This is a genomic window from Desulfosarcina alkanivorans, from assembly GCF_009688945.1.
GTDB lineage: Bacteria > Desulfobacterota > Desulfobacteria > Desulfobacterales > Desulfosarcinaceae > Desulfosarcina > Desulfosarcina alkanivorans.
In genome coordinates, this window is the sequence record NZ_AP021874.1 from 7256593 (window position 1) to 7268962 (window position 12370).

The window sequence follows — 12370 nt, forward strand, 5'->3', positions numbered from 1 at the left end:
GGAATTAATGATCCGTCTCCAGGATGCTTTTTGGCGGATCGTCTGCTGAAAGGGTCTGGATACAGCGATCCGTTGGCATTTAAAACAATTCCTTATAGGCACATTGCTGCCCGGCATGCAATCGGTTCGATAATTGTCAAGAAAAACTGTATGGTTGCATGAACCATCTGAAAGAGATAAAAAAATATGAAAATTTCATCCAGGGCATGGGCTGGTGTCCGTCCAGAAATGGGCGAATTGGCCATTTCTGGGTGGGCATGATACCATCTCTTGCGATTCACGATCTCATCGAAGGGTGCGCACGGCCATGTTGAAGCCCCATCTGCCTACACTCAAGGACATTGAGAACCATACCATTCCATCCGGGTTCCCAACGGTGGTTGACGCCCATGTCCACATTTTTCCTGACAACATGTTCAAGGCGGTGAGGCGCTGGTTCGATGAACATGCATGGCACATCAGGTACCAGCTGCCCACTACCGGGGTGTTCGATTTTCTACTCTCACATGGCGTCGGTCACATCATCGCCCTTCAGTATTCCCATGCCCCAGGGCTTGCCGGGCATCTCAATCAATACATGGCCAGGCAGTGCCGGCCCTATGCCGGCCGGGTCACCGGTCTGGCGACCATCTTTCCCGGTGAGAAAAATGCGGAAACGATTTTGCAGGACGCATTCGATGCCGGCCTCGGCGGTTTGAAACTGCATGCCCATGTTCAATGCTTTGACATCAATGCCGACGATACCGAACGCATATTCGATGTCTGCCGGTCCAATCACAAACCCGTGGTGATTCACATCGGAAAAGAGCCCAAAAGCCCTGCCTACCGCTGTGATCCCGACACGATCTGCGCTGCCGGCAAATTGGAGCGCACCCTGAAAAATTTTCCGGATCTCAATATCTGCGTTCCTCATCTGGGATTCAGCGAAACGGTCGAATACAAAACGCTGATCGAGCAATACGACAACCTCTGGCTCGACACAACCATGGCGCTTACGGATTATTTTCACATCGAAAACCGCATCGATCTCGCAGCGTACCGAATGGACCGGATCATGTACGGATCGGATTTTCCCAACATTCCCTATGCCTGGGACAGGGAACTGAAGTGGCTCGGTGATTCCAATCTTTCCGAGCCCGATCTGAAAATGGTGTTGCGTCACAATGCGATTCAATTCTTTGATTTGTCAGATTCAATGAAAAATTCCCGTGAAATGCCTGCTGCTGATGATGATGCATGAGCTTTTTTGGACAATTCGCTTAACGGGCGGTGACGCTATTTCGCGCATTTTTAACGAAGTACGCCGATATTCGGAAACCACGCCGCTGAGCGATCCCCTGGTGTGGATGGTGGTGACCGTATTGTTCGCGGGCGCTTTGGCGCTTGCGGTGGTGTGGCCGATGCTCTGGACCCGCATCCGACTGGACCCGGCTGCTTTTCGCAAAAAAAAGACTGTTTCCCCCGGTCTTGCCGTTTCCGTCCGGCAGGCGGTCACGGGATATGTCCGAACCCTGGCAGAAACGCTCCTGCAAGGGGTGGTCCTGCTGTGTGCGGTCGTGGTTCTGGCAATGGCGGGATACCTCTTTTGCAAAATGATCTGGTACCTTTTCCTGTCAACCCCGGTGGGGCAGCAATACGTCGCCTTTTTCCCGCATCGTGTCCGGCTCATTGAAAGCGTGCTGGGGCAGGACCTGTTACGCTTCCCCGTCATGATCACGGGGATTTCCTTCGGGGCGGGCATGTTTTTTTCCGCATGCTGCCGGTTGCTCCACCTTACACGTTATGCCTACCTGCCCCGGGGGCCGGTGGGAAGGATCGTCCTGTTCGCGATTCCGCAGAACCTGGTGGCCGCCGCTGCCGTGCGGACGGTGTACACCATCCCCCACTGGGGGGCGGCCTATGCCGGCACGCTGATCCCCACGCTTCTGGTTTTTGTTTACTGTTTTCGATTCACGAACCGACTCCTTCCGGAACTTGGCCTGTTTTTCATGTTGTGGAAGCCGAAGAAAGAAACCCCGCTGCATGTCATTTTTCTCAAGTGCATGAAAACGGAGAAAAAAACGCTGGAATTCGACCCGCTGAACTGGACGCTGACCGGTAAACAATTTTTGGCCAGCGATGGTATCCGGACCCAGGGGCTGTTCCTGGAAAGAAGTGGACATGAATTTATTCTCTACCGCTATGGTCACGACCTTTTTTTTCAGGTGGATGACCGGGAACTTGCTCTGCAGACGGATCTGTCGGTGCTATGGTTGAAGACGGGACGGTACCGGCGCCGTTTCGAGCTATACCGGGGGGGGGATCGCTTGTTCCGCATGGCCTGGTCGGCCCTGCCCCTGTTGGGTAACCCGGCGCCGACGGCGGCCTTTTTCGATACCTTCGAAGCGACTCTGCAAAACCGCGCTGCCTACGAAAATGCTTTCATGCCGGAGGATGGCTCTGAAACAATGATCTGATCCTATCAGGGTAACCCTCCGTAAGATTTTCGATCAACATCGGTACGGTGCCCGAAAAGGCTTTTTCGGGTATATTTATGGTGTTGATATACGGTGGCGATTCGCCTAAAAAGGACTCGACCAATTCGATCGGTCGGATGGCTGCCCGTAAACGTCTTGGCCATAATCAACATGCATTTGTCAGTTCCGCCAATTGAAAGGTAAGGGCGCATCATTGAAAAATATACCTGGTAAAAATAAATGGGCGATGATTGTCTTGGCTGTATTTTTTTTCTTTGGATTTAATGGCTGCAGTGACGGTGGAGAATCAAAAACGAGGATTGGAACAGAAAGCAGCCAGCCGGCCAGCATAAGGGTCAGCAGCCCTGCCAATGAAGCGACCTATTTTACCGGAAAGGAAATCCTCTTTGAAGCGACCACCGATGACGGAGAGACGATAACCGCCCCCGTTATCTGGACATCGGATCTGGATGGTCCGATTGGAATGGAAAGTCGTTTTAAATACAAGCAATTATCGGCAGGCACCCATACCATTGCCGCCAGGATGAAGGGTGGCGTCGGTAACGATGTGTCGGATAGGATTTTTTTGACCATCGAAACGTTTACATGGGCTGCCTTCTATAGAAAAAACAACCAGCTGAGTCCAAGGATAAGCGATGAGGCGATGGCTGTTAAAGATGTCGATATAATCCTAAAAACCACTAAAAATTTTGACAGGAAAAATTTGAGCGGGCTTGATATGTCCGCCAGAAATTTCAGTGGCGCTTCGTTTGAATATGCGTTTATGGTTCACAGCGATTTTTCCAATTCAGATTTCAGACATTCAAATCTGAAGAATGCAGCCATTGAGTATTCCAATCTGACGAATGTAAAACTTGCCGATGCTGAATTGTCAGGCGTTGATTTCAGTAATGCCAACCTGAGCAAGGTTGATTTTGGTTATATGTATTTGAGTGGCTTCAAAATGACCAACGCGAATCTGACGGGATGCACTTTTTTCAAAACCAACCTGTCCTATACTGATTTGACAAAAGCCGTTCTTAAAGGGGCCCGCTTGAAACAGACGGTCATGGTTAAAGCCAACCTCACCGGTGCTGATCTTTCCGATGCCAGAATAGATCGCGTGAAATTTTCGAAAGCCCGATTGACGAATGCAAATCTGACGGGATCGACGATCAGAAATGTTATTTTTGTCGGCTGCAATCTGCACGGCGTCGATTTTACGTCCGCCAAATTGGTAGACATTGATATGAATAATGCGGATTTAACTGGGGCTCAATTATCAGCTTTAAACCTGAAGAAGGTCATTCTGTTCGGGGCTAAATTCACCGATTGTAATCTGTCGGGATCCGACTTGTCCAACCTGAACCTGGTGGATTCCGACTTTTCTAACGCACAACTGAAAGGCACGAATCTGTCAAATACCAACCTTTCACGATCCAACTTCAGAAATGCTGATTTAGATGGCGCCAATCTTACGAATGCAAACCTGGAGGGCGCTCTAAACCTGGATAAAGCTTTAAATTTAGAGTCCGTTGTCGGCCTCTGATTATCGCCTGCCCGGGATAGACGCGGCAGCGTCTTCCGGGGACCCCGTTTGCGTTGCCCCTGCTTCACATCGTGAAGGATACGGATGGCCGATTCAAAAAAATATTAGTATGCATTCACGGAATAAGTTGATCGTCCAGTTATCTTCGCAACCCTTGATCTCGGTGCTTTTTACAAAACCATCTCAAAGGGGGCTTTTTACCGATTCATCTGTAATCACTGAGGAGACGCCCCCGACTTGATGCCTTCGGCCATTCGCCAGACGATGCGCCCTTTCCCGGTCATATCGTCGAGGGTCGCAAAAAGGCCTTTCACCAGATCGCGGCGGGCCTCATACCCGCGCCCCGGGAAGAGCGACGCCGATTGGGCCGGTATGGAAAAAAAATCTTGAAGGAAGCGGCTGTCGAGGGGGCGCTCCCAGCGATGGTGGCGGATATCTATGCAGAAATCGTTCAGCGCCTCGGAGGCCTGGTGATAATCGGTAATCACCCGGAATCGTGGCAAGGGCTCACCCAGCCGGCGAAAAGCCACGGCGAACAAGTCTTCATTTTCCTCGCCGACCAGTTCAGGATAAAAAGAAAAAGCAATTTTACCGCCGGTGCGAAGGCATTTACAGGACTCGGCAAGGGTTTTGGAAACGTCCGGAAAAATAAAAATCGAGGCATTGTAGACCACATAATCGAAGCGGCGGTTTCCCACCAGGCGAGACAACTTTTCCCCGTCTCCAACGAGAAGCCGGATGCCGTCCCCATCATACAGCGAACGCCCTGCAGCGATCATCTTTTGAGACAAATCCACCCCTAACACCTTGCAGCCAAACCGTTCATTCAGAGCCTTGGCGGAGATTCCATAACCGCAGCCAACGTCCAGAACCGATGCGCGTGCCTCGATATCGATGGCTTCAGCCATTTTCAAGGCCAGGGCTTTAAAAAAACCGTGCTTCTCTTCAAAGTCCTGGTACATTCCAATACTCTGATCGAAATTCTCAGCAACATTACGCTTGACCTTGTTTTTAAATTCTTTGTCGCTCACGATACCTCCAGGTATTTTAAAATAGCATTCATCTTCGTCGAGACGATCTGTTGCCGTTCTTGCGTTTGACCGACACCGGCAGGCATTTCGGGTGCTATAGGCCGGTGGTTCATGACATCACACGGTGCCGCGAAATTTACACGGATTCCCAATTCATGACAACCCGGGGCCCAACCGGCGCCGTTTTCCTCCGGCTGCCGGTCAACATCACCTGCGGTGGCGCTTCACGATAGAGGGCTGTTGGCGCCGGGGAAAGCTATCGGGTCGGTCGGAGATGCCCCGACAGATGCCACTCGATGGCCTGGACGATGCGGGTCAAAATGAAATTGATCAGAAGATAAAAGCTTCCGGCAACGATGAAGACTTCCAGGGGACGGTAATTTTCGGCCATGATGACGTTGGCCACCCCCGTCATTTCCATGATCGTGATGGTGCTGGCCAGAGAGGTCGCCTTGACCATGAGGATGACTTCGTTTCCATAGGCGGGAAGTGCCTGGCGAATGGCAACGGGAAAAATGATGCGCCTGAACAGGAGCAATCCGGACATGCCGATGGAACGCCCCGCCTCGACTTCTCCCCAGGGAACGGATTCCAGCCCCCCCCTTATGATTTCGCTGCCGTAGGCGGTGGTATTGACCGTCAGTGCGATAATGGCGCACCAGAATGGGTTTCGCAGCACCGGCCACAAAACACTTTCCCTGATCCAGGCAAATTGCCCCAGTCCGTAGTAGATTAGAAACAGCTGAACCAGAAGCGGGGTTCCCCGGATGGCAAAGACATACATGTTCATCAGCCGGGAGGCCCAGGTGATGCGTGAGCGGCGGATCACGGCGACCATGACCGCCATCGTAAAGCCCAGCGCCAGGGAGAGCACGACGAGTTCGACGGTCCGTTGCGCCCCTTCCAGGATCGGCAGGATACTGTCTATCATCAGCGTGAAGTCCATTTCAGGCACTCCTCACGCCGCGATTTGCCCACAGCTCCGCCCGGCGAAAGCCGAATCCGGAGACATAGGTCAACAGAAGGAAAAGAACCGCCGCCATGAAATAGAAAATGAAGGGTTTCTGGCTTGAGCCGGAGGCGACATGGGCCTGGCGCATGATTTCCACCAGGCCGGTCACCGACACCAGAGCGGTCTCTTTCAGCGCACTCAACCAGCAGTTGCCCAGGCCCGGCAGGGCCAGCCGGAGCACCTGGGGGGCCAGCACGCGCCGAAACAAAAGCCCGTCGCTCATCCCCATGGACAGGGCCGCCTCGATCTGCCCTCTGGGAATCGCCAGGGCGGCGCCGCGAAATACTTCCGTCTGGTAAGCCCCGTTGATGATGGCGATGGCGGCGACCCCGGAAGTAAAGGCATTGACTTCGATGTAGCCATGGTAGCCGAATATCCGGGCCAGAACCATGACCACACCGCTGCCGCCGAAAAAAATCAGGTAAATGATCAGCAGCTCCGGGATGCCGCGGCCCATCGTGGTATACACATCGAGTATGATGCGCAGGGGGCGGTAGCGCGACAGCTTGCCCGCTGCACACAGCGTTCCGATGACCAGGGCAACGGCGAAGGCGCACAGGCTGACCGCCAGGGTCATCAGTGTCGCCCTCGCCATTTCATCTCCCCAGCCGCTGGCGCCGAAGCTGAGCAGTTCTAAATCCATCCGTTTCCTATTGCTTAAAAAATGGTGTCATCTTTTGGGCTGTTGTCGAACCCGAACCATTTCAGTGCCAGTTTCTGAATCGTCCCATCCGCTTTCATCTCAGCCAGGCCTTTGCTGATGATCGCTTTGAGGTCCTGGTCTTCCTTGCGCAGGCCGACGCCATTGCCCAGACCGAAGATGTCTCCTGTCCAGGCAGGCCCGAAAAGGGTGACATCCGCGCCGGTTTCCTTTTTCATGGCCGGTATCCAGACGGAGAGGGATGCCTCGGCGGCATCGATGCGGCCGGCTTTCAGATCCAGCAGGACATTCTCCTGGCTTTCGTACTTCTGGATCCTGGCCACGTCCTTGAAATAGGTGTCGAGAAAATTGGAGTGGGTCGTCGTGGTCTGCACCCCGATGACTTTCCCCTTCAGCAGTGAGCGTAGCGCATCGATGACTTCCTGCTCCGATGCCGTGATGTCGTTGAGCGTCACCCCCTCTTCGGCGCTTTTGAAACCCGCCAGCGGGCTGGATTTAAGCGTGGCGAAGGAGCCCGGGGTTTTGGCGTAGGGGCCCGCGAAATCGATGACCTTGAGCCGCTTGGCCGTCGCCTGCATGCCGGCGATGATCAGATCGTACTTGCCGGCCGTCAGGCCGGGGATGATGCCTTTCCAGGCCTGGGGGATAATTTCGCACTCCAGGTTCATGCGGCGGCACACTTCCTCGATTACGTCGATATCGAAACCATACAGTTTGCCATCGGCATCGGTCGCGTTCCAGGGCGGATAGGCCCCTTCGGTGGCGACGCGCACGTTCTTCCATTCCTTGGCGACAACACCCGTCGGAAGGCAGAAGCCGACGGTCAGGGTGGCGATCAATCCGAACAACATCACTTTTTTCATACCGTTTCCTTTCTTTTGGTTGACGGTCATGACGGGATGAACGGCTCAACTGAATTCGCGGGCCAGAAACTTGCGGCAGCGGTCCGATTGAGGGTCCACCAGTACTTTTTCGGGCGGGCCATCCTCCAGAATTTTTCCCTCGTCGATGAAGATAACCCGCGATGAAACCTCGCGGGCGAAGGCAATTTCGTGGGTGACGATGAGCATTGTCCGGCCTTCCCGGGCCAGATCGCGGATAACCCGCAGCACTTCTCCAACCAGCTCCGGGTCGAGTGCCGAAGTGGGTTCATCGAAAAGCATGACGCCGGGGTTGGATGCCAGGGCCCGTGCGATCGCGGCTCTTTGCTGCTGGCCGCCCGAGAGATGACTCGGGTAGTGATCGCATTTCTCGGCAATGCCCACCTTTTTCAACAATACGGTGGCCTCGGCGAGGACCTCCGCCCGAGGGCGTTTCTGTACGTGAACGGGGCCTTCGATGACGTTTTCCAGCACGGTCATGTGCGAGAACAGGTTGAAGCCCTGAAACACCATGCTGAGCCGCGACCGGATGCGATCCACCTGACGGCGGTCGGTGGGGACCCTGCTGCCGTCTCTGCGCCGTCGGGTGGCAACCGGTTCGCCGCTGACGATCACCTCACCGGTATCCGGGACTTCCAGGAAATTGATGCAGCGCAGCAGGGTGCTCTTGCCGGAACCGCTGGCGCCGATGATGCTGATGACGTCCCCTTCGTGGGCGGTCAGGGACACCCCCTTGAGTACTTCCAGTCTGCCGAATCGCTTGTGCAGATTCTTGACTTCCAGGGCGATTTTACGCGACCGGGTTTTATTTTTCACTTTCTATGCCTCTTGTTTTTCAGCACGGTACAGGTACATGGGGCTGCTCCAGGCATTGTGACCGTCCTCGGTGGTCACCCGGACCCACAGCGGGTTGTCGCCTTCCGGTTTCAGGGGCACATCCACCCGCGCGCTGAGCGCCGTGCAGTCGTTGTGGTCGGGCAGGCGGAAAATACGCACCTGCCGGTGCAGTCCTCCGGCCCGCATCACCACGTCGCCGAGGCCCAGCGTTTCCAGGTCGATCTCGCCGGAGACAAGATGGGTGTCGATGTACATCCGGCCGGACTCCAGGTGGTCCAGGCAGACCTCGAATCCGGAGACGTTTCCGGCGGTCTGGTTTTGCCAGGAAATGGTGTGGCTGCCGGACACCTTGAACCGCCTGTCACGCCGCCAGTTGTTGATTTCGGTTACGGACCGGATCTTACAGCCTTCAAACCTCGCCCGGCCCTTCCAGGGGGTGCGGTTGCCGCGGCCCCGATATTCCGCGCCGCTCCACACCACCCGGATCCGATGGCCGAGGTCGGCCTCGATGTACCCGCGCACGGTTTCCACCACGCCGGTGCCGTTTAATATGTCAATGCGTTCAATGGGAGCCCGGGACACGGCCCGGACGCATACGCGGACGACCTCGTCGTCCGTCTGGGCAATGTCACCCATCATCACCTCGGCCACCTCCCGGGAATCAGTTGTGAAGGCATGGGGGTCGCGGTCATGATACCGCCCGTATGTCGCAAATTCCGCCCTTACCGCCAGGTCCATACGGCACCCGGTCGTGCCGTAGGTGTGCCGTCGGCGGATGCAGTCGAACAGGGCCTCGCGGGTCAATGTTTCAGCAAGGAAACAGGTCAGTCCGCCGTAGGTCGCAAAACCGGCGGCCCCGGGATGACTGGCACCCGGGCGGCCCTTGTGGTCGTCGCTGTTGCAGACCACCCCGCAGCGGAAGCCCCGCTCGAAACAGTCCGCCAGCAGCCACTCGAAGGTGCCCCAGGCCGAATGAATCTCCATGGCGGCTTCCAGCCCGGGATCATGGGCGACGGCCACGTTGGCATACCGGCCGCCGCAGTGGGCGTAGACGATGCAGTCTTCCCCGGCCAGGACCTTGAAGAGGTCGCCGAGGGCGGGCGCATCGGTGTCGATGTCGCTGCGGTCCGGGAGCAGGGCGTGGGAGGACCGGTAGATTGGGCGGCCCTCACGGCGATAGTAGACGTTATGATCCCCGCCGACCCCGGTGTTGCCGGACCATTCATAGCCGGGAAACGTGACGAATTGCCCCTCGCTGTTGAAGGCGGCGGTGGTTCGGTTGATGTGGCCCCAGAAATCCTTGTTGACCTGGAAATCATTGGCCTGGTGGGCGCAGGCGTCCAGAAACGCCAGGTCCCGTGCAAACTGGAAGTACTCAACGATGGACCCGACGCCGACCGACTCGCCGCTCTGACCGTGCAGGTCGCCCCAATAGCCGGCCCGGGGCCCGTTTCTGATGACGACGGGGTTGGCATGGGCGAGAACATGCCCGTTACGGTCGAGCAGGCGGATGCGAACGATTCCCTCCCGGTGAACCTTCAGGCCTTCGACCTTCAGGGCCCGGTCACCGCGGGGGAATTCGATTTCTTCCGGCAGGCCGTCCACCGCCACATTGGCCGCCAGGCGGAGGGCAGCCGGGGCCGGAGCGGCGGGATTGCCCCAGGCATCCTCGGCTTTGATGCCCAGGTAAAACCTTTCCCCCGGGCGTCGCCGGGTCGGCGCCACCGCCTTCCAGCGCACCGGAGCGGCGGCTTTGATCCGGATCACGGGGCTGTTGCGGACCGGCGTAAAATGGCCGGTGGCGTATATGTCAACCGCCACCTTGAACTCGAAATGGCTTTCGCAGAACGACTGCAGCCGCAGTCCCGGAGAACCACCGGAGCGGTCGCCCAAGGTGATCGTCAGGGTGTCTCCCTCGCGCAGATAGCCGTTCAGCAAGGTGACCGTCAGACCGTGGTAACGGGGACGGGGCAGGGCATCTTCGGCGTAGGCGATTCCCAGTGCCACACCGTTGCCGGCCGCCGCGGAGACATAGTTCTCGCCGGCCGGGTCGCTGGTCTGCAAGCACCCCCAGTCCGTCGGGAAGCGAAACAGGACGCGCAGGGCTCCCGTATCGTCGATGCCGTAGGGGCCGGCCGTATACACGAGCCGGAAGGTCTGCAGGCTGCGGACTTCAAATGCGCCCCGGGGGGTGAGATCGACGGCGCCATAGCGATCCGCGTCTGCGGCCGGGTGGGCGGCGGGCCAGATTTCGCCCATGTGCTTGTCGTCTATCCTGTCTGCGTTCATTTCTGCCGATTCCGTTGAATGGATGGACACGAATTACTTGCCGATGGCGTAGGCTTGCCGGCGCGGGTCTGCCCCGGCCGCGAGTACACCGTTTTCCCGGTCGATCGTGATCACCTGTGAGGACCCCATGATTTCGGCGTAGTCCTCCACCACCCGCACATCGTGTCCTTTTGCCTTGAGGGAGGCGATGGTTTTTTCCGGAAAGCGGTTTTCCATCATCAACGAACCGTCCGGGTTGGAGCGCCAGCGCGGCGCCTCATTGGCCTGCTGCGGATCGGCATCAAAGTCGATCAGGTCGATCGCCAGTTGGATGTTGGTCTGGGTCTGGCCGTCGGCTCCCGGGGTTCCCAGCAAAATGGCCGGCCGGCCGTCTTTCAGTATCATGACCGGGTGCAGCGTGTGGTAAGGCCGCTTGCTGGGCGCCAGCACGTTGGGATGGGCGGCGTCCAGGGAGAATCCCCGACCGCGATTGTGGAGCACCATCCCCGTTTCCGGCACCATCTCGCATGAACCGAAGGCCTCGTAGAGGGACTGAATCAACACCACGGCGTTGCCGTCGGCGTCCACCACGGTCAGGTATACGGTGTCATCCCCGCCGCGGGTGAAGTCCTGGGCGTCATAGCCGTTGGCCGCCCGATCGGGATCGATCAAACCGATGCGATTGCCGGCCCGGGCCGGGGAGAGCATTTCGGCTATCGGAATCGTGTGAAAGGCGGGATCGCAGACATGGGCGTCCCGATCGACAAATGCCAGTTTCTTGGCCTCCACCATCAGGTGGACCAGTTCGGCCGAGTCGACCGCCATGGCCGCCAGGTCCCGGGTTGCCAGCATGTTGGCCTGCATGAGCAGGGCGATTCCCTGGGAATTGGGAGGCTGGGTGGCAATGGTGTATCCACGGTAATCGCTGGTGATGGGCGTCTCCCATTCCACCGTGTGTCGGGCCAGGTCAGCCTCGCTGAAAAAACCGCCCATGGCTTCCGAGTGCGCCACCAGGGCTTCACCCAGCGGGCCCTTGTAAAAGGCGTCCGGTCCGTTCTCCATGAGCATCCGGTAAGACCGGGCCAGTTGGGGCTGCACCATCAGCCGGCCCACTCGGGGAATCTCTCCACCGGGGAGAAAGGTCTCTCCTGCAGCACCGGAGGCCTTCAGGATATCCTGCCGTTCTTTGAGAATACCGACCAGTTCCGGGTAAACCGGAAATCCGTTCTGCGCATAGGGGATGGCCATGGCCAGCAGGGTGTCCAGGCCCAGGGTGCCGTGTTTTTCCAGAGCCGCCTGCCAGCCGGCGATGGTACCCGGCACGGTGCAGGTGTGAATGCCCGTCTCGGGTACATGCCGGTAGCCCCGCTCCCGGTATGCTTCCAGGGTGGCTGACGCCGGGGCTCGGCCCGACGCGTTGAGGGCCTCGACGGTCCCCCCGGCGGCCATGTGGATCAGCATGAACAGGTCACCGCCGATGCCGCACATGTGCGGTTTGACTGTGGTCATCACCAGGTTGGCGGCGATGGCCGCATCCACGGCGTTGCCGCCGGATTCCAGCACGGCTGCACCGGCCCGGGCGGCCAGGGGATGATCGGCAGTGATCATCCAGCTGGTGCCCATCAGAAGCGGACGATGGGTGGCAAAATGGTTCGTCATGGTTGTGCGTTTCCTG

At 57.3% G+C, this 12370-nt stretch carries 10 protein-coding genes; 3 read left to right on the forward strand and 7 right to left on the reverse strand.

Annotated features, from left to right (window positions below; translation table 11 throughout):
- Positions 1–307 precede the first annotated feature (307 nt).
- The 3 genes from DSCA_RS31580 to DSCA_RS31590 all read left to right on the forward strand — a co-directional run bounded on the left by DSCA_RS31580 (position 308) and on the right by DSCA_RS31590 (position 4005).
- Entirely contained in the window at positions 308–1240 is a 933-nt protein-coding gene (locus DSCA_RS31580; protein ID WP_155320204.1) for an amidohydrolase family protein, read from the forward strand.
- Entirely contained in the window at positions 1209–2456 is a 1248-nt protein-coding gene (locus DSCA_RS31585) for a hypothetical protein (protein WP_155320205.1), read from the forward strand. The genes DSCA_RS31580 and DSCA_RS31585 overlap by 32 nt, the downstream gene beginning before the upstream one ends.
- Positions 2457–2670: 214 nt before the next feature.
- The gene (locus tag DSCA_RS31590; protein ID WP_155320206.1) at positions 2671–4005 is read left to right on the forward strand and encodes a pentapeptide repeat-containing protein; all 1335 of its coding nucleotides are present in this window, start codon (positions 2671–2673) and stop codon (positions 4003–4005) included.
- A 215-nt stretch (positions 4006–4220) separates the two neighbouring features.
- Here the strand turns inward: DSCA_RS31590 and DSCA_RS31595 are convergent, their stop codons facing one another.
- The 7 genes from DSCA_RS31595 to ggt all read right to left on the reverse strand — a co-directional run bounded on the left by DSCA_RS31595 (position 4221) and on the right by ggt (position 12354).
- The gene (locus DSCA_RS31595; protein ID WP_155320207.1) at positions 4221–5036 is read right to left on the reverse strand and encodes a class I SAM-dependent methyltransferase; all 816 of its coding nucleotides are present in this window, start codon (positions 5034–5036) and stop codon (positions 4221–4223) included.
- A gap of 256 nt (positions 5037–5292) precedes the next feature.
- On the reverse strand, positions 5293–5982 hold the full coding sequence (locus DSCA_RS31600; protein WP_155320208.1) for an ABC transporter permease: 690 nt from the start codon (positions 5980–5982) through the stop codon (positions 5293–5295).
- Position 5983: 1 nt separating this feature from the next.
- The gene (locus DSCA_RS31605) at positions 5984–6691 is read right to left on the reverse strand and encodes an ABC transporter permease (RefSeq protein ID WP_155320209.1); all 708 of its coding nucleotides are present in this window, start codon (positions 6689–6691) and stop codon (positions 5984–5986) included.
- 14 nt (positions 6692–6705) lie between these two features.
- Positions 6706–7572, reverse strand: a complete 867-nt coding sequence (locus DSCA_RS31610) for a transporter substrate-binding domain-containing protein (RefSeq protein ID WP_167528044.1) — start codon at positions 7570–7572, stop codon at positions 6706–6708.
- Between the two features lie 45 nt (positions 7573–7617).
- Complete coding sequence (locus tag DSCA_RS31615; RefSeq protein ID WP_155320211.1) at positions 7618–8406, reverse strand: ABC transporter ATP-binding protein; 789 nt, start codon at positions 8404–8406, stop codon at positions 7618–7620.
- Between the two features lie 3 nt (positions 8407–8409).
- On the reverse strand, positions 8410–10716 hold the full coding sequence (locus DSCA_RS31620; protein ID WP_155320212.1) for a DUF3604 domain-containing protein: 2307 nt from the start codon (positions 10714–10716) through the stop codon (positions 8410–8412).
- 33 nt (positions 10717–10749) lie between these two features.
- Positions 10750–12354 (reverse strand): gamma-glutamyltransferase, encoded by a 1605-nt coding sequence (gene ggt, locus DSCA_RS31625; protein WP_155320213.1) that lies wholly within the window; start codon positions 12352–12354, stop codon positions 10750–10752.
- Between the last annotated feature and the right edge of the window lie 16 nt (positions 12355–12370).

What these genes read in the sequence shown, in the direction of transcription:
- DSCA_RS31605 (WP_155320209.1), bottom strand. Translation starts at nt 6,691, where the DNA reads ATGGATTTAGAACTGCTCAGCTTCGGCGCCAGCGGCTGGGGAGATGAA.
- DSCA_RS31600 (WP_155320208.1), bottom strand. Translation starts at nt 5,982, where the DNA reads ATGGACTTCACGCTGATGATAGACAGTATCCTGCCGATCCTGGAAGGG.
- ggt (WP_155320213.1), bottom strand. Translation starts at nt 12,354, where the DNA reads ATGACGAACCATTTTGCCACCCATCGTCCGCTTCTGATGGGCACCAGC.
- DSCA_RS31620 (WP_155320212.1), bottom strand. Translation starts at nt 10,716, where the DNA reads ATGAACGCAGACAGGATAGACGACAAGCACATGGGCGAAATCTGGCCC.
- DSCA_RS31580 (WP_155320204.1), top strand. Translation starts at nt 308, where the DNA reads ATGTTGAAGCCCCATCTGCCTACACTCAAGGACATTGAGAACCATACC.
- DSCA_RS31610 (WP_167528044.1), bottom strand. Translation starts at nt 7,572, where the DNA reads ATGAAAAAAGTGATGTTGTTCGGATTGATCGCCACCCTGACCGTCGGC.